General features: G+C 44.0%; 22 protein-coding genes and 1 pseudogene. 11 read left to right on the forward strand and 12 right to left on the reverse strand.

The window, feature by feature from the left end; translation table 11 throughout:
- A partial coding sequence (locus RLO19_RS12895) for a two-partner secretion domain-containing protein (RefSeq protein WP_446356934.1) occupies window positions 1-1,779 on the reverse strand: 1,779 nt, incomplete at its 3' end.
- A gap of 423 nt (window positions 1,780-2,202) precedes the next feature.
- On the opposite strand from RLO19_RS12895, the gene sbcC reads away from it, so the two are divergent.
- Window positions 2,203-5,223, forward strand: a complete 3,021-nt coding sequence (sbcC, locus tag RLO19_RS12900; RefSeq protein ID WP_446356936.1) for an exonuclease subunit SbcC — start codon at window positions 2,203-2,205, stop codon at window positions 5,221-5,223.
- Between the two features lie 258 nt (window positions 5,224-5,481).
- On the opposite strand, the gene RLO19_RS12905 is transcribed toward sbcC, so the two are convergent.
- From RLO19_RS12905 to RLO19_RS12915, 3 genes are all read right to left on the reverse strand, one after another.
- The gene (locus RLO19_RS12905; protein ID WP_446356937.1) at window positions 5,482-6,102 is read right to left on the reverse strand and encodes a DUF5678 domain-containing protein; all 621 of its coding nucleotides are present in this window, start codon (window positions 6,100-6,102) and stop codon (window positions 5,482-5,484) included.
- A 165-nt stretch (window positions 6,103-6,267) separates the two neighbouring features.
- Complete coding sequence (locus RLO19_RS12910; protein ID WP_446356938.1) at window positions 6,268-7,041, reverse strand: pentapeptide repeat-containing protein; 774 nt, start codon at window positions 7,039-7,041, stop codon at window positions 6,268-6,270.
- Between the two features lie 176 nt (window positions 7,042-7,217).
- A complete protein-coding gene (locus RLO19_RS12915; RefSeq protein ID WP_446356940.1) occupies window positions 7,218-7,793 on the reverse strand; it encodes an HD domain-containing protein in 576 nt (191 codons plus the stop codon).
- 23 nt (window positions 7,794-7,816) lie between these two features.
- On the opposite strand from RLO19_RS12915, the gene RLO19_RS12920 reads away from it, so the two are divergent.
- Complete coding sequence (locus RLO19_RS12920) at window positions 7,817-7,945, forward strand: hypothetical protein (protein WP_446356941.1); 129 nt, start codon at window positions 7,817-7,819, stop codon at window positions 7,943-7,945.
- A gap of 35 nt (window positions 7,946-7,980) precedes the next feature.
- On the opposite strand, the gene RLO19_RS12925 is transcribed toward RLO19_RS12920, so the two are convergent.
- The 3 genes from RLO19_RS12925 to RLO19_RS12935 all read right to left on the reverse strand — a co-directional run bounded on the left by RLO19_RS12925 (window position 7,981) and on the right by RLO19_RS12935 (window position 10,423).
- On the reverse strand, window positions 7,981-8,727 hold the full coding sequence (locus RLO19_RS12925; protein WP_446356943.1) for a class I SAM-dependent methyltransferase: 747 nt from the start codon (window positions 8,725-8,727) through the stop codon (window positions 7,981-7,983).
- Window positions 8,728-8,737: 10 nt separating this feature from the next.
- Window positions 8,738-9,508, reverse strand: a complete 771-nt coding sequence (locus RLO19_RS12930) for a DUF3386 family protein (RefSeq protein ID WP_446356945.1) — start codon at window positions 9,506-9,508, stop codon at window positions 8,738-8,740.
- A 93-nt stretch (window positions 9,509-9,601) separates the two neighbouring features.
- On the reverse strand, window positions 9,602-10,423 hold the full coding sequence (locus RLO19_RS12935) for a Uma2 family endonuclease (protein WP_446356946.1): 822 nt from the start codon (window positions 10,421-10,423) through the stop codon (window positions 9,602-9,604).
- A gap of 220 nt (window positions 10,424-10,643) precedes the next feature.
- Here RLO19_RS12935 and RLO19_RS12940 point away from each other — a divergent pair, with 220 nt between their 5' ends.
- Window positions 10,644-12,449, forward strand: coding sequence for an ABC transporter ATP-binding protein (locus RLO19_RS12940; RefSeq protein WP_446356971.1), 1,806 nt, complete (start codon window positions 10,644-10,646; stop codon window positions 12,447-12,449).
- Between the two features lie 612 nt (window positions 12,450-13,061).
- On the opposite strand, the gene RLO19_RS12945 is transcribed toward RLO19_RS12940, so the two are convergent.
- Window positions 13,062-13,943, reverse strand: coding sequence for a hypothetical protein (locus RLO19_RS12945; RefSeq protein WP_446356948.1), 882 nt, complete (start codon window positions 13,941-13,943; stop codon window positions 13,062-13,064).
- Window positions 13,943-14,197: a helix-turn-helix domain-containing protein gene (locus RLO19_RS12950; RefSeq protein ID WP_446356950.1), complete on the reverse strand. Its 255-nt coding sequence runs from the start codon at window positions 14,195-14,197 to the stop codon at window positions 13,943-13,945. The genes RLO19_RS12945 and RLO19_RS12950 overlap by 1 nt, the downstream gene beginning before the upstream one ends.
- Window positions 14,198-14,301: 104 nt before the next feature.
- On the opposite strand from RLO19_RS12950, the gene RLO19_RS12955 reads away from it, so the two are divergent.
- Window positions 14,302-15,399: a DNA methyltransferase gene (locus tag RLO19_RS12955; protein ID WP_446356952.1), complete on the forward strand. Its 1,098-nt coding sequence runs from the start codon at window positions 14,302-14,304 to the stop codon at window positions 15,397-15,399.
- A 34-nt stretch (window positions 15,400-15,433) separates the two neighbouring features.
- Here the strand turns inward: RLO19_RS12955 and RLO19_RS12960 are convergent, their stop codons facing one another.
- On the reverse strand, window positions 15,434-15,997 hold the full coding sequence (locus RLO19_RS12960; RefSeq protein WP_446356954.1) for a Uma2 family endonuclease: 564 nt from the start codon (window positions 15,995-15,997) through the stop codon (window positions 15,434-15,436).
- Between the two features lie 46 nt (window positions 15,998-16,043).
- The gene (locus tag RLO19_RS12965) at window positions 16,044-17,264 is read right to left on the reverse strand and encodes a peptidoglycan recognition protein family protein (RefSeq protein ID WP_446356956.1); all 1,221 of its coding nucleotides are present in this window, start codon (window positions 17,262-17,264) and stop codon (window positions 16,044-16,046) included.
- Between the two features lie 163 nt (window positions 17,265-17,427).
- Here RLO19_RS12965 and RLO19_RS12970 point away from each other — a divergent pair, with 163 nt between their 5' ends.
- From RLO19_RS12970 to RLO19_RS12990, 5 genes and pseudogenes are all read left to right on the forward strand, one after another.
- Window positions 17,428-18,279 (forward strand): alpha/beta fold hydrolase, encoded by an 852-nt coding sequence (locus RLO19_RS12970; protein ID WP_446356958.1) that lies wholly within the window; start codon window positions 17,428-17,430, stop codon window positions 18,277-18,279.
- 57 nt (window positions 18,280-18,336) lie between these two features.
- Window positions 18,337-18,564 (forward strand): annotated as a pseudogene (locus RLO19_RS12975) (ATP-binding cassette domain-containing protein); the annotation flags it as partial.
- A gap of 202 nt (window positions 18,565-18,766) precedes the next feature.
- On the forward strand, window positions 18,767-19,774 hold the full coding sequence (locus RLO19_RS12980; protein WP_446356960.1) for a glycosyltransferase family 2 protein: 1,008 nt from the start codon (window positions 18,767-18,769) through the stop codon (window positions 19,772-19,774).
- Window positions 19,775-20,002: 228 nt separating this feature from the next.
- Window positions 20,003-21,664 carry an ArnT family glycosyltransferase gene (locus RLO19_RS12985; RefSeq protein WP_446356962.1) on the forward strand — a complete coding sequence of 554 codons (1,662 nt, stop codon included), beginning with the start codon at window positions 20,003-20,005 and terminating at the stop codon, window positions 21,662-21,664.
- The gene (locus RLO19_RS12990) at window positions 21,661-21,891 is read left to right on the forward strand and encodes a hypothetical protein (RefSeq protein WP_446356963.1); all 231 of its coding nucleotides are present in this window, start codon (window positions 21,661-21,663) and stop codon (window positions 21,889-21,891) included. Before RLO19_RS12985 ends, RLO19_RS12990 begins: the two co-directional genes overlap by 4 nt.
- Window positions 21,892-21,927: 36 nt before the next feature.
- Here RLO19_RS12990 and RLO19_RS12995 read toward each other — a convergent pair whose 3' ends face one another.
- Window positions 21,928-22,278: a protein kinase domain-containing protein gene (locus RLO19_RS12995; RefSeq protein ID WP_446356965.1), complete on the reverse strand. Its 351-nt coding sequence runs from the start codon at window positions 22,276-22,278 to the stop codon at window positions 21,928-21,930.
- A 162-nt stretch (window positions 22,279-22,440) separates the two neighbouring features.
- Between RLO19_RS12995 and RLO19_RS13000 the strand changes: the two genes are divergently transcribed.
- Together RLO19_RS13000 and RLO19_RS13005 are read left to right on the forward strand one after the other, a co-directional pair.
- On the forward strand, window positions 22,441-23,616 hold the full coding sequence (locus RLO19_RS13000) for a nuclear transport factor 2 family protein (protein ID WP_446356967.1): 1,176 nt from the start codon (window positions 22,441-22,443) through the stop codon (window positions 23,614-23,616).
- Window positions 23,617-23,721: 105 nt separating this feature from the next.
- Entirely contained in the window at window positions 23,722-24,207 is a 486-nt protein-coding gene (locus tag RLO19_RS13005) for a DUF4079 domain-containing protein (protein ID WP_446356969.1), read from the forward strand.
- The last annotated feature ends 222 nt before the right edge of the window (window positions 24,208-24,429 follow it).

The following is a 24,429-nucleotide window of genomic DNA, read 5'->3' on the forward strand; positions in this document are numbered from 1 at the left end:
TTCTACTGGTTCCTGTGCTACTGGAGGATTAGTCGGTTCCGCTTCTACTGGTTCCTGTGCTACTGGAGGATTAGTCGGTTCCGTTTCCTCAACAACTATGACAGGCGATTCTTCTTCAGAAGGTTCCTCAAGCTCTACGGAAGGAGGAGGAGCAGGTTGATTAACCCCAACATATGGATCTTGTTCGGGGGGTTCCTCCGTTATCGGTGGTTGGTTAGGTTCCTCTGTTATCGGTGGTTGGTTAGGTTCCTCTGTTGTTGGTGGTGGATTCGGTGGTAAATTCTCTGTTATCAAAGACTGTGGCGGAGTTGCTGGAGTGAAATGACTATCCAGCTTTTCAGGTGCAACGTCATTTGGCTGGATTATATTGCTATTATAGGTGGAGCTATTTGGATCGATGTTGGAGTTGGACTCGGGTGGCTCCGGATTATAGTACTCTACAGTTCCATGTTCAATAGGAGAATTATTTGGATTTGCCGCATCATTTGCTACCCTGATGTTTCCTTGGATATTAATAGATCCAGTAGCAGTAGATAAGATGACGGAACTACTTCCACCAGGGTTATTCTGAGGCGCATGATTTTCGGCAAAAATATTTTTTATGTTGATGTTACCGTCATCTGTGGATATAGTTACATCACCAGCGTCACCTTCCTGCTGATTCTGCACTCTTATGTCACCTGTTATGATATTTCCTTGTTCTGATACATACAAGGTTACATCACCAGCCGAGCCATTACTGTTATCATCTGTAGTTAGATCGCCAGTTGTAATGTCCCGTTGAGCCAACAGTGAGATTGAACCCGCACTATCCTGATCTGAATTACTGGTGTCAAGCTTGGCTGTTGTAATGCTGCGATTTGAATTGATATTGATTCCCGTCGATGCTGTAATCGTGTCAGTGGCGACAACATCTCCAATTTGGATGCCCGAACCGCTCAATACGACTTGTCCCTGACTATTGAGTGCTAAAGTTGTCGCATTTTGTAAATTTCCGCCGGTGATTAAAGCTGGTATATTAGTCAGAGGAATTGGATCAGAGCCTGAATAGTCTGGGCGGTCAATCTCAAGACTCAAAACCATCCCGGGTTGGGTTAGGCGGACTACACTATCGCCTGGAACGCTTGCAATAGTAATTTGACCATTGGGCGCTGAAAGATTACCCTCACTGGCAACTGTACCACCGATTAAGGTTAAGTTCCCATTTTCAACTTCCAGATCAGCCGAGTTAATAATCGCTCCTGGCTCAGATGTATCGAAGGCAAAATAATTGTTAGGGGTTCCGCTAAGATTAGCTATACTCAGGTCAATTGGACCTGTTGCCTTAAACCAGCCGGAATCTAAACCAATCGCTGTAGCCGTTGTCGCGGTAAAGTCTCCTGGGACATTTAAACTTGCACCTTGACCAAAAACGATACCCGCCGGATTCATCAAAAATACATTGGTGTTACCTGTTCCTCCCAATACATCGATGAGTCCGTTGATTTGAGACAGATTGCCACCTGTAACCCGACTGAGAATAGTTTGAATATTAGAATTAACATTAAACGTAGCACTTTCACCTGAGCCAAGACTGAACTCCCCAAAGCTAAAAATTTGGTTAGTGCCAGCGTTAACGCCATCAATAATGTTATAATTATTTCCTTCTTGGGTAACATTTGTTTTGCTACCCTGCTCTGGAGTAACTTGTGCTTGGGCAACCTTAGCAAAGCCCATAAGTCCTGTTAGACTATAGAGGGCTGCCAGTGATTGACTTATTCGGCGTACAGCTCTTTTCATCTGGCTCACTTGAAAAACAGTAAATGCTGATTCCCCTAACTGCTGGTGTTATCACTTTCCCTGATGTTGTCGCTAACCAGAACCGTTGCGGTAGCTAGCAGGAAGGTATTTTCTTGATCTTGACTCTGGCTATTCTATTATTGTATACAATTTTACCCTTTCTTTTTCATTACCCTGTCAAAAGTGATTTTTCTTTCCACCGGTTCAATGATTTTTTAGGGCTAACGCTGCATTTTGAGCCAGTGAGGGTAACCGATACTTAATTTTTTGAGCAGTTTCTCCTAGACTCCTATTATATTAAATATTGTAAAATTGTCGAGGAAAAGGCTGGAATCCTCATCCCGGCGTCTATAAACTATGGAGAGCGTGCGTATGTACTGACAATTTTCTTGCATCCCTAATTTCAATGGCATTCCAGCCTGCATGATTCCCCTGAAACTGACCCTGAAAAATTTTTTAAGCTACCGTGAAGCGACTCTCGACTTTCGCGGACTGCATACGGCTTGTATCTGTGGCGCCAATGGTGCGGGGAAATCTTCTCTCCTCGAAGCAATCACCTGGGCGATTTGGGGACAATGCCGTGCCGCGTCGGAAGATGATTTAATCCATGCCGGAGCGAAAAATGTACGGGTAGACTTCATTTTCCATAATAACCAACAAACCCATCGGGTGATTCGGAGCAAACAACGGGGACAAAGCAGTTCCCTGGAATTTCAAATTGAAACGCCCGATGGATTTCGTTCCTTAACTGAAAAAGGATTACGGGCAACTCAACAGCTTATCCTGCATCATCTTAAGCTGGATTATGATACCTTTATTAACTCCGCTTACTTGCGTCAGGGGCGTGCGGATGAATTTATGCTGCGGCGTCCATCGGAACGCAAACAAATCTTAGCTGATTTATTGAAACTGGATCAATACGAAACATTAGCGGATCAAGCAAAGGATTTATCCCGCCAATTCAAAGGTCAAGCCGAGCAACTCGAATCTAGTTTACAAGGCATTCAGCAGCAATTAGAAGAACGAGACGCGACGCAGGAGCAACAAGACGCCACTCAAACCACCCTAAACCAACTACGCCAAGACCACGAAACCGACCAAAGCCAACTGCACCACCTGCAATCTCTCAAACACCAACGCCACACCTGGGAACAACAACTCACCTTTGTCCGCCAGCAATACCAAAATCTCAGCCAAGAGTGCGATCGCCTGCATCAGGATATTACCACCACCGAAACCCAAAAGCAGCAATTAGCCACCATTCTCGACCAAAACGACCAAATTACTGCCGGTTATGCCGATTATCTCACCCTGCAACAGCGAGAAGAGAGTCTCAGCCAAAAATTCCACGCGGATCAAAACGCCCACCGACAAAAACAGCAGCTACAACAGCAACTCAACCAACAGATTCAGGAATTGAATCTGCAAATCCGTCAAACCCAAGCTCAACTCGACGCCCTGCGCCCCCAAGAACAAGAAATTCAAACTATCCTCAGCCGTTCCACAGACGTAGCCGAAGCCTTGGAAAAACTCAAAGCCGCCCGTACCCGCCTCAATCACCTGGATCAACTTCAACTCGATGTCTCCCCCATCCTGCAACGCCGCGCCGCCTTGCAAAGCGAACTAGATCGCATCCACGCCCGCCTCAGCGCCCGTTTAGATGAACTCAACGCCTCAGAAGATCAATTATCTCACCAAATCGCCACAACTCCCCAACTGCGACAAACAGTTCTGCACGTTGTCGCCGAAATCAGCACCTTAGAAAAAAAGAAAGTTTATCAACAGCGCGTCCAAGAAAAAGGATTGGAACGCCGCAACTTTCAGGAACGACTGCAAGAAAGCCAGCGCCGTTATGAAAAACAACTCGCCGAACTCACGCAGAAAATCCAAATGTTACAGGTTCAGGACGCTGTTTGTCCCCTGTGCGATCGCCCCTTAGATGAAACCCATTCCCACTACGTTATCCAGAAAACTACCACAGAACAACAGGAAATTCAAGATCAATTCTGGGTGGTGCGAGAACAGCTAGCCGTTTGTGAACGGGAACTGCAAGTCCTGCGTCAAGAATACGCCCAACTCTCCCAAGAATTGGCACCGTTTGAACAATTACTCGAACAACGGGGACAACTCGAAGCCCGACTCGAAGCCACCGATGAAGTGTATGATCGCCTCTATGATATCTCCGAAGAAAAGAAACAACTAGAGCGATCGCTAAGTGAAGGAACCTACGCCCTAGATATCCAAACCCAACTGCAAACTCTGGATAGCCAACTACAACAGCTAAACTACAACGAACAAACCCACGCCCTCGCACGCGGAGAAGTCGATCGTTGGCGTTGGGCGGAAATCCGCCAAGCCAAACTCGAAGACGCCCAGCGACGCCTAGAGAAAATTCAGGAACAACAACCCCAACTGCAAGCCCAACTCGATCAGCTCAACCAATCCCTAGAGGAGTTACAAAGCACCTCTCCCCTAAAACAGGAACTCGATGCGATCGAGGAACAAATTCGCGAAATTGGCTATAACTTAGACACCCACAACCAACTGTGCACCTCCCTGCGACAAGCTCAATCTTGGCAACTACGCCATCAAGAATTAACCAAAGCCCAGGAACACTATCCTCAAATCTGTCAACGATTAGACAGCCTCAATCAAACCCTAGCCAAGCGACAAGGCGATCGCGAAACTCTCAATACACAACTCGCCGAAATTGTCAAACAATTGGAACAGTATCCCGACACCAGCCGCGACTTGCAAATACTAGAACAGCGCATCCTACAGCGACGCCGACAACTAGATGAACACCTATCCCAAGTCGGGCGTTTACAACAGCGCTTAACTCAACTGGATACTCTGCAAACTCAATATCAAGAGCAAGAGGAACAGGTTAAAACCCTAAAACGGCAATATCGAGTGCATCAGGAACTAGCCAAAGCCTTTGGCAAAAATGGCATCCAGACGTTGATGATTGAAAATATTTTACCCCAATTAGAGGCAGAAACCAATCAAATTCTATCACGACTGACCGGAAATCAGTTACATGTGCAAATTGTCACCCAAAAAGCCGGAAAACGGGCATCAAAGCGCAAAAGTAAACTCATCGACACCCTAGATATTTTAATCGCCGACGCCAGAGGAACCCGCCCTTATGAAACCTATTCTGGCGGTGAAGCCTTCCGGATTAACTTTGCCATTCGCCTCGCCCTAGCCCGACTCTTAGCGCAGAGGGCGGGAACTTCCTTGCAAATGCTGATTGTCGATGAAGGCTTTGGTACGCAAGACGCTGAAGGATGTGAGCGATTGATTGCGGCGATTAACGCGATCGCGTCCGACTTTGCTTGTATCTTAACTGTAACCCACATGCCCCAATTTAAGGAAGCCTTTCAGACACGAATTGAAGTACGAAAAACCGAGCAAGGTTCTCAATTAAGTTTACTGATGTAACACTTAAAATTATTGGGCGGGACGATTTACTCGCATCACTTTTCCCCGTAAGGATTCTTCCAGGGAAATAGCTTGATGAATTCGGGTTGCCATTCTCTCTCTATCTATGTTGTCAATATCCAGTCAAAATGTTCTGGAAGTAAATAAAATACAGTAGGTTGCAACTGGAGTCCGGAAGGGCGCAAGCCTTGCGCCCCTACAGTCAGGTGTACCTAATCGGTTTTATAACGGCTATATTATCATTGTCCATTACGACAACTATTCACGCCAAGTAAACAGAATTTGCTCGTCGGCTTGTCTAAACTCAATATTAAACCGATCAAATACAACTTCTCGCCCTAAAAGCAATTGTTCTGCACCTGTAATGCTTTGTAACCAAGCGACAGGAGCGATAAAACTGTGTCCATCAATTGTCATTTCCACATTACGCAAAACATACTCAACCGTTCCCCCAATAGTCTCCGCTAATAACGTTGATTCAGCATCCGCTAAGCTGTAGCCTAAATCTTGACCCACCTTTAAAGAAATTAAGCTAATTTCTGCCCCAGAGTCTACTAACATTGTGGTAGAAATCTCTAAATCCTTATACTTAAGCCTGACATGATAATTCGGCAACCAGTCATGGCGAGCCACTGTGCGAAAATGAATCGGTAAAATCTGGATAGAAGCAGTGCTGCGTGGCACTAAATAAATGGCAAACATCTCCCCTGATGCTGTAGCCAACTCCAAAACTTCGCGCAAATTTCCACTATGAGCAATAACACGATGGTCATTGTAAGCCACATATTGATTGCGATATAAATCCAACAAAGTGTGCCGATTTTTATTCAGCCACTTCAACATTTGCTCACTTTCAGTTTTAGAAGGTATTTTAGTCATAGTTAAAAAAAACTATTAAAACCATCGAAAATAACATCATTTATCCCACCTTACAAACCAGATAAAATTTTGATCCCCATCCTCCAAACCCCTCTGCGCCCTCTGCGTAAACCTCTGCGTTCTCTGCGTTAAAAAAACCAAATTCCGACACTCAGGATCTAACCGTCAAAGCGGTGACAAAAACCGCAGCAGTAATGAACCAATACCCACAAGAGCATTTCCAAAAGATGGGCGAGAGCGAACTTCGGGGGGATTTTGAGCAATTTCTACCATTTGGATCAGGTTCTGTGAAGCTTGGAAACCAACTAAGTTTTCTTGATTAGTAAAAAGCTGACTAGCAACTTCAGCATCTCGGCTAGCACCGCCGTGATCACTCAAGCGAAATCGGGCAATTCCCCGGGCTAAATAGGCGGGAGCAAATTCAGCTTTGAGATTCAGAGCTTGATTATAATGTTCAATGGCAGCTTGGTAGTTTCCCCGTTCTGCTTCAATCACACCCCAGGCATAAAAATCTTCAGCGGTTCCGGCATACTGAGGAAGACCAATGGTTCCTTGAATATAAGCGCTACTGAGATCCGTACCAAACAGTTGAGCATTGACGAGATAAGCACTTCTGAGATCCGTTCCCACTAAAATAGCGCCACTGAGATTTGCGCCAGTTAGGTTTGCACCATTGAGAGACGCGCCACTGAGATTTGCCCCGGTGAGATCCGCCCCCACTAAATTTGCCCGACTGAGATTAGCGCGACTCAAATCTGCCCCACTCAAATTTGCTCCGACTAATTCTGCCATAACTAGACCCGCATCGGTGAGATCACATCCGGGACAGTTTTTGGTGGAGAGTACCTTTTGGATATTTTGTAGATTTTCAGCCAAGGCGCTGGTATTCAGAGTGATGGCGGTGAAAATAGCAGCCGTGGTTAGAAGTATTGGTTTCATGGCATGATAATGGGGTGAATGGGTTACGGGTTTTACGCGATCGCAGCCGTAAGATACAGATAAAGGCAGGTTTAGTGACAAACCCGTTCATCAAGTTGGGGCGGGTTTATTTACATTCGGGTGACAACCAATGATAGAGGTAAAACCCGCCCCTACACAGATCACCACTCAGAATTCTAATCAGTTACACCTGCTAATAATTCTAATTCACTCACCACCCGATCCAATTCGTCAATAATCGGCATAGACTCCTGGGTGCGGAAGGCTTCAATCAAGGAACGGTAATACCAAAGTGTACCTTCTTTACGCCCATGAAAGCGTTGCCACACCTTATCCCCTAAAATACGATAATCTTTAAGAATTGACCAAGCATTATGCAGCTTATCGGCGGCAGACACTAAACGAACCGAAGCTGATGCTGTGGGAATATGTGCAATATAAGCTTCTTTGCGCTGACGCCAAGGGGGTTTGGGTGTGGTGTCAGCATCGGTGCAACCATCGACAATCTCAGTGATTGTATCCCCAAAGCGGCGGCGAATTTCTTCACGGGTTGCTGCACCGCCTTGATCTTCAATGGCATCATGGAGAAGGGCTGCGATCGCTTCCTCTTCATTTGCCCCATATTCTAAGGCAATACTGGCAACAGCTAGCAGGTGGGCGATGTAGGGAACGCCATTCCCTTTGCGGGTTTGGTTGGCGTGTAGTTCGGTGGCAAAGGTTAAGGCGTCGGTAAACCGTTGGGAGAGTTTCATGGAAAAATTAGGACAAAATCTAAATGAAATTAGTAACAATTGTGACTGAATTTACAGCAAACAACTTACCGAAAATCTGGATTGCGTCCTATTCCGAAGCCAGCAAACTTCTCGCTTCCGAGACAGGAGACGCGATCGCGCATATCATCTAACTTTTTACTTGTGCATCTGCCATCTACTTTTTTGATCATTTCTCCAAAATAAAAATCATGGAAAGACTGGTATCACTATCGAATTCTGCACAAGAATAATCGCCATATAATGCCACTATTTTGTAACCACTTTCCTGCGCCATTTCCTCAAATTCCTGTTTTTTGATCAGGCAAAAATGCATATTTAGGAGGCGCTTGGATTGCAAAAAACCATGTTGATCATAGATTTCGTAGAACTGAGTTCGCTCAACAATACAGTGATTCTGTTGCTGCTTTTCCAGTCCCCAGAACAGAAGTTGTTCTTTTCCCAGACTGTATTTTCCCTCTAGACGCAGAGAACCATCGACCAATTTTGACCGGACATTAGGATTATGTAGAGTACAGATAAGTTGCCCACCTTCACGCAAATGGTTGTGAATTGAGCGGAGTGTATTCCTTTGGTCTTTCTTTGACAAAAGTTCCGAAAATGAATTGAACGGAATAATCGCTAATTCAAAACACTCTTCCAGATCTAACTCTCGCACATCAGCCTGCTGAATTCTAGCCGACAATCCCTTTTGTGCCAGCTTCTTTTGCAAAACAGCTAGCATTTGTTCCGAAGCATCCACACAAATCAGCGAAACGCCAGCTTCTAATAAAGGAATCGAGACGCGCCCCGTTCCTGCCATCAATTCGAGAACTTGACCTGATACTTTACGGGTTTCTCGAATAAAGAAGGAAATATCGATATCACTCTGGACATAGATATCATACAACTCAGCGACTCGATCCCACTCAATCATTTTTTTCTAGTTACAACGGCTGAATATCATTAAAGCGAATCCTCGTATCCGCCACAGGTTTTTCTTCAGGATTTTCCTCCTGGGCATATCGAATCATCCGGTTCGTTAGCAAATAGTATTTGCCCACCTTTTCATGAAAATCTCGCACATCTTCTTTTTCCAGAACTTCACCTGTTTGGGCATCGCGAAACGTGGTTTTAAAGTGACTGACTAAATAACCCTCTGGAGTTTTAGTCGTGCCTAGAGTGTCAACCGTTACTGCTACATCTCCAAAGCTGCGATTCACTTGAGTGATTACATCACCTTTCACCTTATAGTAGGAATTATCACCCACTTCATTGATTTTTAATGCGCCATACTCGTCTTTTCCCGTTAACTCAAAGTCATTGTTACCATGCAACTGCTCAAACGGTACTCGGCGGCGGTGAATGATTTCCATCTTAACAGTATTGGCAACCAACTCCCGCAAATCCTCCGGTTCAACATTAATGACTTCCACAGTCATATCCGGTTGAACACGAACGATTCCCTGGTCAATATCTCCCTTGTGAGTAATCGAAACTTCTGCGGAATAACCGGGAAAATTTTTATCCCAGGTATAGCGCTGATTGTATGCATTGCGAAAGGCTTCACTGGCTGATACTGTAGCGATTTGAGTTGGATGAGTGTTTGAGATAGACTGAGCCTTCGCACTTGCGGGTAGTCCAAAGACGAAGCTAAAACTAGCGATAATTAAACTTAAACTCCAACAGATGATGCGATGCTGTAATTGCTGTGTCATGATTTTAATCGGCTATCGACATTGAGGATAAATCTCTATTTTACAAGGGGATGTACAGCCGCATGAGGTCAATGATTTTCTCTCCCATATTCCTTAATTATCTGGGTCTTCTCCTAACTCCCGCAATCGTGCGGCTAAACGTTCGGCGCGTTGGCGTTCAGCTTCTGCCCGTTGGTGTTCAGTTTCTGCCCGTTGGTGTTCACTTTCTGCCCGTTGATGTTCAGATTCAGCCCGCTGACGTTCAGATTCAGCCCGTTGATGTTCAGCTTCTTCGGGTAATAAAACTAAATTCCCCTCTGGGTCATAAAATCGTAACCACGGTGCTGTTTCTCTGCTTATTGTTCCTTGCCAAATTCCTAACCATAACCCTAAAGTTTCGCACCATAACCATCCTGACTCATTCGGAACCAACGGTTGATAACGTAAATTCGTATCCAACCGCCATCCCTGTAAAGAGTCCGGATTAAACGGGTCAAACACAAAATAATCGGGTGTTCTAAAGGTTCCTTCGTAAATATCCTTTTTTGTCCCAATATCAGTATTAGCTGTAGAAGCAGACATCAGTTCAATAATCACATCCGGGTAACGTCCCTCTTCATCCCACACTACCCAACCTTGGCGAGAACCTGTACCATCCACATTCAACACCACGAAAAAATCAGGTCCTCGGAAATCCCGATTCCGTGCCTGGGTGCGACTGTAATAAATGAACATATTACCACCCACAAAGTAATCCTCGCGGTGTGCCAAGGCTTGATGGACTAACTGAATCAACAGATTCATGGCAATGCGATGGCGGTTACTTTCCAAGGGTTCTCCATCATCAAAAATTAAATCAGTGGGCGGCATTTGGGGTTCCCAGTCCACCACGGGAGTTGTTGGGGAACTCTGAGTCTGAGTCACCTCAGTTGACATAATACAACGCCTCAATCTGTAATATTCTGTCTTATTATTGTATAGCGTTTTTCATAAGATGTACTTATGTGTGGGCGCAAGCCTTGCGCCCCTACATTTTGATTGATATACCTTAAACACTTAAGGAGTAGAAACTTCCCTGGTTCCAGGAAAGTCTTTGTAGAAATGATCAAAGCTGATAGCGTGAGACAGAGGAAAATTGCATTTGGGTGATTATACATTGAAAACCCGTTCTCATTACTGGCAACTGTTGCCTTATCTGCGCCCTCAAAGATTCACCATTGGGCAAGCCTTAGCTTGTACTCTGGGATTTGTCGCCGTGTGGCCCCTCCTGGCTTGGCTAGCGGGGCGGATTGCGGCTTATGTGGGACAGGGAAATGTCGGCGCGATCGCACAAGTTGCCGGAATTGCTGCTTTAATTTTCTTGGGTCAGAAGCTGGCACAGTATGGGCAAGATACCCTAATGGCAAAAGCTGCCTTGTCTATTACTCTGGATTTGCGGAAAAATGTCTACGCCCACCTGCAAAGCCTGAGTCTTGATTACTTTGAAACGGCTAAAACCGGGGACTTATCCTATCGACTCACCGAGGATATTGACCGCATTGGCGAGGTGGTAAACAAGTTCTTTCACCAGTTTGTCCCCAGCGTCTTACAGTTGATTGCTGTATTCGCTTATGTGATTTACTTGAACTGGCAACTTACCCTGGGTATTGTACTCATTGCCCCGTTAATGGGTCTATTAATTGGCTGGTTTGGCGAACGGATGCGCCAGTTTTCTCGGCGTAGTCAAAATCGGGTGTCAGATTTATCGGCGTTGCTGATTGAAGTCTTGAGTGGGATTCGTTTAGTCCAAGCTTTTGCGGCTGAAGAGTACACATTAGAGCGATTTAGTCAAGAGGCAGAAAACAATCGTCAAGCCAAGTATGCGGCGGAACGGTTAAAGGCGATTCAGTTTCCTGTGGTGGGGTTTCTGGAGGCGATGTGCCTGTTATTAGTCTTTTTATTAGGGGGATGGCAAATTGCCCAAGGTAACTTAACTGGGAGTGAATTTGTCAGCTATGGTGCGGCGGTTGCCATGCTTATTGATCCGATCGCGATCGTTACTAGCAACTATAACGAATTTAAGCAGGGTGAGGCATCGGTTGATCGCATCTTTGAACTGTTTGCTATTGTGCCAACGGTGATCGAAAAAGAGGGGGCGATGACTCTCCCCCCGGTTACGGGTAAAGTCGAATATCGCCAGATTAGCTTTGCCTACACTCAAGCCCAAGAGAACTTAGAAAGGGCGGGGTTTGAAGAAACGTTATCATCAATCGCCAAGGATCAAGACGCGCCATGGCAAGACGCGCCCTGGGTGCTAAAAGACTTAAGTTTTCTTGCCCAGCCAGGAGAAGCGATCGCGCTAGTTGGGGCATCGGGTGCTGGCAAAACCACTTTAGTTAATTTACTCCCCCGTTTCTACGATCCGCAAGCCGGAGAAATTCTGATTGATGGGATCAATATCCGAGACGTTACCCTAAAAAGCCTGCGGCGGCAAATTGGCATTGTTCCCCAAGAAACTACCCTATTTTCTGGCACAATTGCCCAGAATATTGCCTTTGGTCAAAAAGACTTTGACTTAGACGCGGTTCAAGACGCCGCTAAAATAGCCAATGCTCACCAATTTATTATTCAATTCTCCCAAGGGTATCACACCTGGGTAGGAGAACGGGGAATCAACCTATCTGGAGGACAACGACAACGCCTTGCGATCGCGCGGGCGGTTCTGCTGAATCCCAGTATTCTTATCTTAGATGAAGCTACCTCTGCCTTGGATTCGGAATCAGAAGCCTTAGTCCAAGAAGCATTAGAACGAATTATGAAAGAGCGCACCGTATTTATCATCGCTCATCGCTTAACTACTGTGCGCCGTGCTGACCGTATTTTAGTGATGGAACAGGGACAGATTATCGAGTCAGGAACCCATGCAGAATTGTTAGAGCGAGAGGGACGTTATGCGCGATTCTATGCACAACAGTTTACTTAGCTATGAATAAGAGCGATTCACGATTGAATCCCTATCACTAAGCAAACTTGATCAACCTGTCCCTTGTCGTCTTCAATAATCAACAAATGGGTGGATGGATTTAGCCTGATGGTTCTCCTTTTTTCGGTAAGCCCCGACACCCGCCAAGAACTCAAGTTCTTGGCTAAAAGCTTAAGTCCATTAAAATGGACTACAATTCTTATCTAGTAAACTCGATTCTGACTTAAGCTTGGGTGTCTTGGGTTTCTTCACGGTATGTGGCGCAACGAAGGGAGGTAAGTTTTGAGTGAGAGATTGGGAGATTTGTAGATTGTGTAGGGGCGGGTTTCACTACTATCTTTTCGGTTTCACCAGGATGTGACTAAACCCGCCCAGACGCGCCATGGCGCGTCTCTACAATAGTTTCGAGACTTCCCGTGAAAAGTTAGAAATACATGGAGGCGTTAATTCTCTATGCAAAGGATGAAAAGATGATTCAATTCTTGGGGAAATTATTTACTTCTCTGTGTCAATCTGTGTCCCTCACTATTCAGGCTTCTGTCTGCGTCATCCCTTCTGAACTCAGACTAGCCGCACTGATAATAAAGCCCATGTTACTAAATCAATAGATATTTAGACTGATGGATCAATTAATTGTTGCAAAACGCGGGAATCGTGCGACTTGATTGCCTTGATCCATGACTGAATTGAACGTCCAGTATGTATTGAGTTTAAAATATTAGCTTTAAAAGTTTCCAAACTCGGTAAACTAATTCTATCCACCTTAGCAAAATTGGTATCAAGACGGTAGGGAAAACTGCCAGTCAGTTGACGGATACGTTTTTGATAATCTGGATCAGGACGATATTGCTGTCCCTGATGTCCCCAGTCTTGAACTAAGAGCATCGCTTGATTGAATTGCTCCACTGTTCCTTGAAATTTATAGCCATGGCAGTTTGTTTGTTGAAGATTGCGAGTACGTAAACGGGTATCTTCTGGTTCCATGACTACATAGGAGGGGGGATTATGATAATGATTGTCACGGGTTTTAGCAATCTCAATAGCATCTCCTACCCAAATGTCAACAATTTTTGGTTGACCAGCGAGAATATATTCCAGCATCCAGCAGACTATCACGACTTTTACTTGATTGGCTGAAAAGTGAGTTTGGCTATCCCGAAATCGAGCTGTTATTTCAGTAGATAATGGGAACCAAGTCTTAATCTCAATACCAGGTTGTATATCGGGTATACCATTGAGAATTAGATCAGGAAAACCAGGATCTTGTCGTATCCACTGATAATTCTCTTCCCAGGTTCCTGCCTCATTCAAGTGTCGGGTGATAGCATATTCTAAGAGATTGCCAATGATCGGTGATAGTTTACTAACGATTTTGGATAGCTCTATAGCTCCCTGAATATCCCTAGGTCTTGAGACGGTAAGAACATCTATGGTATGCCCTCTCAAGCTGAGTAAATTAGCTGTAGCAATTTCCAGAGCTTCCTGATAACGCATTACCGCTCTATTTCCTGTAACCTGATTTCAAGATTTTGAATAAAGTCACTCAAAGAAATTCCAATGGCTTGACAAAATGCACGGAGTTCCACAATATCTATACGTCTTTCACCCCGTTCACATTTACTTACAAATGACTGAGTTTGCTGGAGGCATTGGGCAATTTCGACTTGTGTCAATCCCGCGGCTTTCCTAGCTGAGCGGAGGTGACTCAGGAATAAGGCATATTCTTTTGTACAAATCGACTTTTCCATCTAAGTTGACCTCCCCATTTGATGATATAGTCGATTTTAGAATAGTCCAAAATCGACTATTAACAGGGGTGTTATGGTGAAACTTGAGCAAAGGACAACGAATTGTGACTGATATAGGGTATGGTACAGACAACTCAGGACAGCTTAATCATCGGTGCAATAAGCCATCAGAACTCACTTCCCCAACCTCTACCACCGTTATCGATTCGGTACGACTTGAAAAGGCTGATGTGTTAACCCTTTATTGGGCTTGGCAAGCACCAACAGTTATCATCTCAGATGGTGCTTATGGATTAGGACTTTTCCCTGGTGATCCACCAACACCAACGGATTTAGCCGATTGGTATGCACCTCACATTAAAGCTTGGTCACGCTATTCTTTACCAGAGACAACATTGTGGTTTTGGTGTAGTGAAATTGGCTGGGCTACTGTTCATCCCATTTTGGTCAAGGAGGGTTGGCAATACCGTTCGGTGAATGTTTGGGATAAAGGTGTTGCCCATATTGCAGGTAATGTGAATAGTAAAACAATAAGGCGCTTTCCTATTGTGACTGAAGTTTGCGTGCATTATGTTCGAGAGGTGCAACTTCAGACGGGTGATGGTTATCAATTACCGATGCAGCAGTGGCTACGTCATGAGTGGCTTAGGACTGGACTTCCTTTGAGTAAAACGAACGAAGCGTGTGGAGTAAAAAATGCGGCGACTCGTAAATATTTTACCAAGGATCATTTGTGGTATTTTCCTCCACCTGATATGATGGAACGGATTGTCACTTATGCTAATCGCTATGGTAAACCGACCCCAATTCCTTACTTTTCAATTGAGGGTCAATCACCAGTAACAGCGAAACAATGGTCAAAAATGCGAGCTAAATGGCATCATATTCACGGGATTACTAATGTTTGGTCAGAACCGGCAGTTCGAGGTAAGGAACGCCTGAAAAATCGGCAGTCAAAATGTCTTCATGGAAACCAGAAACCTTTACGTCTAGTTGAACTAATTATTCTGGCGACTAGCGATTCTGGCGATGTTGTGTGGGAACCGTTTGGCGGAATGTGTTCAGCTGCTGTAGTGTCGTTACGAAAGGATCGGCGGTGCTACAGTGCAGAAATTAATCCTGATTACTATCAACTGGCGAAAGCACGGCTGGAGAAAGAGTACGAGCAAATTAATTCCTTTCTGTTTCCGGAATTTCTCTAAGACGGGTAAGCGATAGTTTCTCTTACTGATCACATCACTCCAGCAGCAAATTAAATAACTCTCCCACCGTCAGATTGAAGTCTTTCGCAAATTCTGGAACTGGCAATCGTGCTTGTGATTCATCAAAAACATCCGTTGGTCGATCCGGTAGATAAACAAATACTGATTGCTCATCTGGATCAATGAGCCATCCCATCTTGCTATCGTACTTCAAACAGTGCAGAATATTCTTGGTAACTTTTGTCTGGCTTTGGTCAGGTGAGAGAATTTCAATCGTCCAATCAGGTGCGATCGCAAAAACATTCGCTACCCTACCATTCTCCTGTCGGGGAATCCTCTCCCAAGTAAACACAGCAATATCCGGCACAATTGAACGTCCGCCAAATGTACACCGAAGTTCAGAAAACACCCGGGCAATCCGCTTTGATCTGAGGGCGGCGTTAATGGCGGGGGCTAACTCAGTTTGAATGGCGCTATGTTCTCCTTGAGGCATCGGCTTTTGGATAATTTTCCCGTCAAGATACTCACTCGCAGGTTCTGTTTCTGGCTGTTCGAGAAACTCCTCCAATGTCAGGATTTTAGTAGGTGTTTGTACCATTGAGTTACCTTTACACGCAGACTGCTATTGTATCAAGCCCATTACCTTATGCTAAATTCAGAACAGACCAAGTCACCGCCCCCACAATCCCATCCCCTGTCATCCCCTTTGACCGCTGAAACGCAATAACAGCGCTTTTTGTCTTAGCACCATAGATCCCATCCGCAGGACCTGGATCAAAGCCTTTTTGCAGCAAAATCTCTTGGGCTTTCTTCACTTGTGGACCCACGGAACCTTCCTGGAGCGGTAAAAAAGGGTCTGTCGGTTGATTGCGCCATTTTTGGGAAAACTCCACCAATGTCGCCTGCGACACTTGTCCTTGTAACCACTGAATCGCTTGAATTTGGTGGGGGAGTTCCCGGTAATACTTATAGGTATCGAGGAGTTGAACCTGGGTGAAAGGGGTTTGTGAACCCAAAGGTGTACTTCCCCCTGTTGTTGTCTCCGGCGCTGTCGGAATCCCCGTGTCGGTGGGAGGTGGCGGTGTAGGTTGAGAAACCCGTTCTAATACCTTCCACGTCGCAGGTCCGACCAAACCATCGGCATCTAACCCATGAAACTTTTGGAACAAAACTACGGCATCTTCAGTACCTGCGCCAAAAATACCATCAATTGGACCCACCTTAAACCCTTGGGCGCTGAGAATTTGCTGGAGTTCCTTGACTCTCGGTCCTGTGTCCCCTTCCCGCAAAATCGCTGGGAAAGAGGTTCCCAGTCGCTGACGTACTTCCTGGCGCAAGCGAGGTAATTGACTATATAACCAATCCCCAGGACATTGAGTGGGAGAAAAGTCGCGATGTCCGAGAATATTATCTGGGCTAATCTTAGTGGTTGAGCAAATCGAGGCGCACAAGTCAACCAAACTACCCCACTGTTTGGCATTCATTTGATAGGTGGTAAATGTTCCTTCATTTTCAATACCCGGTGACTCATTCCCTTTATTACTACCCGCATGGGATGAACGGATACTGCGTCCCCTTTTAACCGCATTCAGACTTCCATGTCTGCCTTCTAGCAAATACCCACTTGTCGTGTTCAAAAAATTGTGACCGGAATCAATCCAGCCAAAGCCATCCATATGGGCGGTTTGAATGCTGCGAGCCAAGGTTTTGGCGCCCGTCAATGTTCCTCTGGATAGATCATTGGGAGGATTAGGAGTCGCCGTATGGTGAATGATAATATATTGCGGTCTAGTTTCCCCTGCCCATTGTCTTGGGGGTTTGGCGCTCCATTCGTTCGTTGAAATAACACTAGCTGTAAATGCCATACCGATTGCCTCCCTCCATTAGTACATCTCAATCAGCCGTAAGCTTACTCAAACCAATAGGATTTGTTCTGATTCTACTGACCGAATCCCTGCTAAGTATAATGCTTTATCTTTTGTTGATATTTGCTATTCTACGTTCGGATTGACTCGTCTGGAACTCGAAATGACACCAACACGGCAAACTGTATCCTTATCTGGAATCCAATTGTCTTATCTAGAGTGGAATCAAGGTTCAGAACCCTTGTTAGTGCTCCATGGTTTAGCGGATCACGCTTTAGTGTGGTCAAATTTAGGAGAGTATTTGGCTCAGAGTTATCATATCATCGCTCCCGATATGCGGGGTCATGGGGAAAGTAGCAAGCCTGAAGATGATTATACCTTTGCCAGTGCGATCGCGGACTTGGAAGCCCTCCTGGATCACTTGGGATGGTCATCAGCCCATATAATTGGACATTCCTGGACGGGTAAATTAGCCCCGATTTGGGCAAAACAGCATCCCGAACGGTTCCGCAGCATGATTTTAGTTGATCCAATCTTTATCTGGAAAATGCCTAGTCTGCTCAAGGTTACATTCCCTTTGTTATACCGGGTTTTGCCCTTTCTCAAAGGGATGGGTCCATTTGAGAGTTATGAAGACGCTGAACAGAAAGTGCGTCAGTTAAGTCAATATCAAGATTGGACTCCTTTACAGCAGCAAGTTTTTCAAGGCAGTATTGAACAAAAACCAGATGGCTCTTGGGGGAGTAAATTTACCGTTGCTGCCCGTGATGGTACGTTTGAAGATGTGATGCTCGTCGCCGGATTAACAAGTCCGATTCATATCCCCACCCTGTTTGTGCAACCCGAAAAAGGGGTGAATCGCCAAGAATGGCAACTGAAACCCTATAAAACTTATTTGAAAAATTTACAAGTTTGTCAGGTTCCCGGCAATCATTGGCCCTTTTTGGTCGCGCCAGAGGAATTTAATCAAACAGTAGAAGCGTTTTTAGAGCAACATAGAGAAGCTACCGCTTAACCAGGATGTTCTTCATCTTCAAAAACTGGGCGGAAAAAGGAGTTAGTTGCCAACAACGAAGCCGTCCAAGACGCTGCCAAAATCGCCAATGCCCACCAATTCATTATCCAATTCTCCCAAGGGTATCACACCTGGGTCGGGGAACGGGGGATTAACCTATCTAGGGGACAACGACAACGGATTGCGATCGCGCGGGCAGTTCTCCTCAATCCCCGTATTCTTATCTTAGATGAAGCCACCTCTGCCTTGGATTCAGAATCAGAAGCCTTAGTCCAAGAAGCATTATCGCCTCAAGTTTCTGTATTTTAGAAAACATTTTTTATCTTGACAAAAAACTTAATATAATTTTCCTTGCAATATTTATATTTCTGGGTAATATTATACCTAAATCTGACAAGCTCAACCAATCGAAGCAATAAAAATGAAAAGAAAACAGCTAGCCTCCTAATCATTAGGATAACTTATTTGAATCAAGGAGGGGAATAAAATGCCTATACTTAATTCGCAAAACTTAAAGAATATAGAAGTCTCTATAGTTGTTCCTGTTCATAATGAGGAAGTCAACATTGACTATTTGTTTGAGCGTTTAGAGTCTGTACTACACAGCCTGAAATTAAACTATGAGATTATTTGTGTTGATGACGGCAGTAAAGATAATACACTGGCGTGTTTGATCAAACATCATTATCAAAATTCCGCCATTAAGGTTGTTAGCCTATCGCGCAATTTTGGTAAAGAGATAGCTTTAACCGCAGGAATTGATTACGCGAATGGTGCTGCTGTGGTTCCCATTGACGCTGATCTACAAGATCCACCGGAGTTAATCCGAGAACTCGTTGCCAAGTGGCGTGAAGGTTATGATGTGGTTTATGCAACACGGCGATCGCGCCAAGGGGAAAGCTGGTTAAAGCGCTTTACTGCTAATTCTTTTTACCGAGTCATTTGTCGCATGAGTCGGGTACCAATTCCCCGTAATACTGGAGACTTTCGGTTATTGGATCGACGGGTTGTCGAGGTAATCAAGCAAATGCCAGAACGCACTCGTTTCATGAAAGGGCTTTTTGCCTGGGTTGGTTTTAAGCAAATATCCATCTTCTATGATCGAGCGCCACGTTACAAGGGAAAGACTAAATGGAATTATTGGCGACTTTGGAATTTTGCAGTCGATGGGATTACATCTTTTAGCTTAGTTCCCTTAAAAATTTGGAGCTATATGGGAGTCGTTTTATCGTTGTTGGCATTTTTCTATGCTGCTTTTCTCATCATTCGTACATTAATCTTGGGAATCGTCGTTCCCGGTTATGCTTCACTCATGGTAGTTACTCTTTTTCTGGGAGGTATACAACTCATTACGCTAGGTATCATCGGTGAGTATCTCGGTCGTGTCTATGAGGAAGTCAAACAACGCCCACTTTACTTAGTGCGTAACCGCTATGGTTTCAACCTAAATCATCAAGGTATTGAAAAAGGTGAATTTGTTAATCAAGAGGCATAAAGTAAATAAATATCATGAATAGCTTACATTCAATCCTGGAGTAACCGACGATGGAGCCTAAAATATACAAAAAAATGGCAGCTCTCGAAGATTCGCACTGGTGGTTTGTGGCAAGGCGGAGAATTATTGACACGTTAATTACAAACCTTGTTCTACCAGACAAGGCAGCGATTTTTGAAGCTGGCTGTGGTACTGGTGGTAATTTGGTAATTTATAGAACTCAATCCTATGATTTTCATTTTTTTTGCTGCCACTAAATATTTTTTTAAAAATGCTTATATCAAAACCGCTATTGTGATTATTGGCTTGGCAATAATAGGCTTATCAATAGTTAGTCACTATGGAGTTTCTTCAGATGAGAATATAGAAATACAAATGGTTCAATGGAATTTAAATCTAATTACTAAAGGTGAACCAATTCCAAGTAATCTAAAACATTATGGTACTTTATTTAATGTCACATCAGAAGCAGTTTTTCAATTAAAAGAGTTTGGGGATGATAGAGTCATTAATAATTCTATTTCATCGTCAAAAAATCAAAAATCGATTAACAATTCAGATGATTTTTATGAAAGGATTAAAGTAAAGCACATTTGTACATTTTTGGTGTCTCTTATTACTTATGCTTCTGTAGCTGGGATTGTGGGGATATTGGCGGGTAGACAATATGCCTGGTTTGGTGCAGTTGTTCTAGCGCTTTTTCCAAGGTTTTGGGGACATAGCTTCTTTAATCCTAAAGATATCCCCTTTGCGGCAATGTTTACACTAGCTAATTTTCTAGGTGCTTGCTTAGTAGATTACTATCTTAAAGCAGATCAAGACAATATTAAATTAGGGATTAATCGTGTAACTCTTTATTCCCTTCTTTACGGAATTTTAGTCGGTTTGGTCACTGGAACCAGAATCGGCGGATTCTTTTTATTATTTTTTGTCGGAATTGCTCATCTGCTAACAAGTTTAGTCAAGAAAAAAAATTATCGCAAGCTTTACCGATTCTGGAGTCTATATGGGTTAATGGTTATCAGTTGGATTACAACTACAACTATTATTCATCCAGCATCTTGGTCTAATCCAATCGGATGGTTCATTGAAACCTTGAGATATCTTTCTAAGCATGGATGGAGTGGTACAGTTCTATTTGAAGGTCAATTTATATCCGCTCATCAACTACCGTGGTATTATTTACCCAAATGGTTTTTAATGACTATACCAGGAATTTTTATAATTATGTTTTTCCTGGGTTTATTGTTACTAATTAGCCAGGCAAAAAAACTAAACGACACGCAAACAGCTTGTGTTGTTTTAGTTCTGTTGCAAATTTTCACCTTGCCAACTATCGCCATTCTCAGGCAATCTACTATTTACGATGGAGTGCGTCAGTTTTTATTTATTATCCCAGGAATTGCCGCCATTGCAGCGACTGCATTACTTTGGATTTACCAAAAGCTGCATAGAAAAAATTATAAAATATTTTTCGCAGTTCTAATTATAACCTTGTTCAGTCCTATTGTCTTTGACATGGTTAACTTACATCCTTACGAATATGTCTATTTTAACCGGATATCTGGAGGACTAGTCCAAGCAGATAATCGATATGAAACCGATTATTGGGGATTAAGTATGCGCGATGGAATGGAGTGGATCAATAATAATAGTATTGCTGACGAAATAGTCGTATCGAGTAGTCAGTTACACTCATCCAAAACCTTTGCCAAACATAATATTAATGTTATTTCCCACGGCAAATTTAAGAAACTAGGGGCTACCCAACCTTTTTACTATATAGCTAGACCTCGATGGGATTTCCAAGAAAGATTTCCAGAGTGTCCCGTGGTTTATTCAGTCAAGAGACAAGGTGTTCCATTGACAATTGTAAAAAAATGTGGATGATACGGATAAGAACCATTACCCAGTTTGTAGGTAATGACACCAACACGGCAAACTGTATCCTTATCTGGAATCCTTATACCTTTGCCAGTGCGATCGCGGACTTGGAAGCCCTCCTGGATCACTTGGGATGGTCATCATGGCAACTGAAACCCTATAAAACCTACTTAAAAAATTTACAATTACTACCAACCGTAAATTTTTTAGTTCCAGCCCAAATATTAATTTGAGGTTCAACTTTCACTATGCTACCTCTTGCACCCATCTTATAAGACGTTTGATGTCTCACTAAACCTTCGTCCCACTTTGATATACTCTTCTAATGAGGGAGCATTAATATAGCTTTGTACCAAGGAAAAGCCTTTACCCTGATCTGTCTGAATATCAAAGTAGTCCAGATAGCGAGGGATGGCTGGGTGGGAAAGGTTCTGTAAAGTTTTGGCTTCGCGCTCAAAAAGTTTGAATGTTTCCCATGTCAAATCACCGCTAAAGGTTAGCAGTTTCACGACAACGAAGTTTTGGGTGTACTGATCCAAGGCTAGTAGTGTACACTGACCTGCTCGTTTTCTCAGCGGGCGTTTGATTTGATAACGCTCTTTTAAAATTTGATTGGTCATAAATTATACCCCATTCTGGTAGGAATACTCTTATTTTGTATTTTAATCAAATTATAGCCATTCAAACGATTACTCCCTTGAAAAGTGCGAAAAACACTGATTGTGAGCAGTTTTGGCTGCCGTATGTCAGATATAGTTTCAATAGAGTTACAAACTGTCCCCATGACAAAACCTGCTCATTTGATTATTGAATCCCTGTATCAGGCAATCAACCGTAGGGATATTTCAGCCGCTATAGATTGTATCGATGACGAGTGCGTCTATGAAGATCTCAACTTTCCCCAACCCTTTCGCGGGAAAGCCGCCGTTCAGCAGCTTTTTGAAGAATCTTTTCGAGGTGTACCCGATGACTTACTCTTTATTATTGATGATATTACAACCGCAGCTCCATCTTCCACGGGTGTCCTTTGGCATGTTGAACTTGATAGTATTCCCTTTCCCAATGGACGAGGGGTCAGCTTTTATCGCCTGTCTGAAACCACGGGTAAGTTAGTTTTTGCCCGTGATGTGGTTGAACCGCCAATTAAACCCGGTAAAGTTGCATTCTGGATTATTCGATTAGTTACTCCTTTGGTACGACGACTGCTTAAACATCAGCCAGAAACTCGTTCTATTGCTAAATCAGAACAGCCTCAGCCTGGGGTTGCGATCGCGTTGGCACTGTTGGCGATAGTCTATACTTATGTCCTCTTACTCTCTCCATCCAATCAACTTCTTCCCGGAGAACCAATTTGGGCGATTCAACCAGAAACCCTACAGGAAATTCTAGATGAGTCCCTAAATTTTTTCTTAATCTTACCGATTCTCAATGCGGTGGGCATTAATGTCATGAAGTCACCGACAGTTCACCCTACCCTGGAAGCACTCTTCAACTTTGCCGAAGCCTGGATATTTATGTTTCTCCCCTTACTGTTACTTGACAAAAGGGGACGCCATTTACCTAAGGTTTTAATGTGGAGTGGGGCGATGTTCCTAACCAATGTTATTCTTACTCCTTATATGGCGCTACGTTATACCGTTCCCCCTCCTCAAGAAAAGGATGAACCTAAAAAAGGCTGGTTAGCTCGTCTTTTCGGATGGATAGGGCTGATTTTTGGTACTCTAGCGATTGTATGGGGTTTTGTGGGAAGACCGGAGTTTGGAGATTTAGCACAGAGGGCGCACTATTTTAGGCAACTGCTGATGAGTAACCGAGTGACTATAGCATTTTGTGTTGATTTGGTGCTATTTTCCATTTTTCAGGGTGTATTATTAACCGCTGTCATTCCCTCGGACAAAAAAGAGCGCTGGTTGCGATATGTCCCGTTTTGGGGATTGGCGGTTTGGCTGATTATCTGATTAGTCATTCGTCTTATGTCCAAGGTTTTTTGCCGCTCATTTAAGTGGCTGGGAGCGAAAAGCGTGTCAAAATAGATAGATGTAAATAAATATGAATTCAAACCGATGGGAGAACAACTGAGTCAAGCGCTAGAACCTCTCGCTGCGTGGTTTCGCAGCATAGGCGTTCCTGAGCCGATTGTTCACTGGGGACATCCTGTCATGATGGGAATCGTGATAATTGTTCTCGGCAGTTTTGTCGCGTATATGGGATGGCTTAGTCGCCTAACAAAGGATGGGGAAGTGGCGGCGAAAAGTCGTGCATCTCACCGTCAGCTTGCACCGTTGATGTACCTGTTTATTGTGCTGGGTTATACCGGAGGAGTTCTTTCCTTGGTTATGCAGCATAAACCTATTTTTGAAAGTCCACATTTTTGGACAGGTTCTTTTGCCGTAACTTTGTTAGGAATTAACGCGCTAATCGCTTTAACGGGTTTTGGAGGTGACAAGAAGGAATTTTTTCGTACTGCTCATGCTTATTTGGGTAGTACAATCATGATCCTGCTCGTTGTTCACATTGTCCTCGGTCTAAAGCTAGGTCTTTCAATTTAAGCCGAACAGGAATGTAGGGGCGGGTTTTACTCATAACGTTTTGGACACAACCGATAAGTTGACTAAACCCGCCCTTCTAAGCTGAAGTTCCCCCCATTCAGATGTACTACACCCAGCGTCAAGCCTTACACCGTAGGGGTTTGAGCGCTAAAACCCTCAAATATCGTACCCATGTAGCACTTGCAAAAATAGCGCGATCGCGCTATTTTTGCAATATGACAA

The organism is Coleofasciculus sp. G2-EDA-02 (genome assembly GCF_040226375.1).
GTDB lineage: Bacteria > Cyanobacteriota > Cyanobacteriia > Cyanobacteriales > Coleofasciculaceae > Coleofasciculus.

Coding starts and splice junctions, on each gene's coding strand:
- RLO19_RS12905 (WP_446356937.1), bottom strand. CDS start 6,102: ATGACTAAAATACCTTCTAAAACTGAAAGTGAGCAAATGTTGAAGTGG.
- RLO19_RS12945 (WP_446356948.1), bottom strand. CDS start 13,943: ATGCGTTATCAGGAAGCTCTGGAAATTGCTACAGCTAATTTACTCAGC.
- RLO19_RS12970 (WP_446356958.1), top strand. CDS start 17,428: ATGACACCAACACGGCAAACTGTATCCTTATCTGGAATCCAATTGTCT.
- RLO19_RS12985 (WP_446356962.1), top strand. CDS start 20,003: ATGATTTTCATTTTTTTTGCTGCCACTAAATATTTTTTTAAAAATGCT.
- RLO19_RS13005 (WP_446356969.1), top strand. CDS start 23,722: ATGGGAGAACAACTGAGTCAAGCGCTAGAACCTCTCGCTGCGTGGTTT.
- RLO19_RS12960 (WP_446356954.1), bottom strand. CDS start 15,997: ATGGTACAAACACCTACTAAAATCCTGACATTGGAGGAGTTTCTCGAA.
- RLO19_RS13000 (WP_446356967.1), top strand. CDS start 22,441: ATGACAAAACCTGCTCATTTGATTATTGAATCCCTGTATCAGGCAATC.
- RLO19_RS12920 (WP_446356941.1), top strand. CDS start 7,817: ATGAAATTAGTAACAATTGTGACTGAATTTACAGCAAACAACTTACCG.
- RLO19_RS12990 (WP_446356963.1), top strand. CDS start 21,661: ATGATACGGATAAGAACCATTACCCAGTTTGTAGGTAATGACACCAAC.
- sbcC (WP_446356936.1), top strand. CDS start 2,203: ATGATTCCCCTGAAACTGACCCTGAAAAATTTTTTAAGCTACCGTGAA.
- RLO19_RS12950 (WP_446356950.1), bottom strand. CDS start 14,197: ATGGAAAAGTCGATTTGTACAAAAGAATATGCCTTATTCCTGAGTCAC.
- RLO19_RS12930 (WP_446356945.1), bottom strand. CDS start 9,508: ATGACACAGCAATTACAGCATCGCATCATCTGTTGGAGTTTAAGTTTA.
- RLO19_RS12965 (WP_446356956.1), bottom strand. CDS start 17,264: ATGGCATTTACAGCTAGTGTTATTTCAACGAACGAATGGAGCGCCAAA.
- RLO19_RS12995 (WP_446356965.1), bottom strand. CDS start 22,278: ATGACCAATCAAATTTTAAAAGAGCGTTATCAAATCAAACGCCCGCTG.
- RLO19_RS12915 (WP_446356940.1), bottom strand. CDS start 7,793: ATGAAACTCTCCCAACGGTTTACCGACGCCTTAACCTTTGCCACCGAA.
- RLO19_RS12910 (WP_446356938.1), bottom strand. CDS start 7,041: ATGAAACCAATACTTCTAACCACGGCTGCTATTTTCACCGCCATCACT.
- RLO19_RS12980 (WP_446356960.1), top strand. CDS start 18,767: ATGCCTATACTTAATTCGCAAAACTTAAAGAATATAGAAGTCTCTATA.
- RLO19_RS12935 (WP_446356946.1), bottom strand. CDS start 10,423: ATGTCAACTGAGGTGACTCAGACTCAGAGTTCCCCAACAACTCCCGTG.
- RLO19_RS12925 (WP_446356943.1), bottom strand. CDS start 8,727: ATGATTGAGTGGGATCGAGTCGCTGAGTTGTATGATATCTATGTCCAG.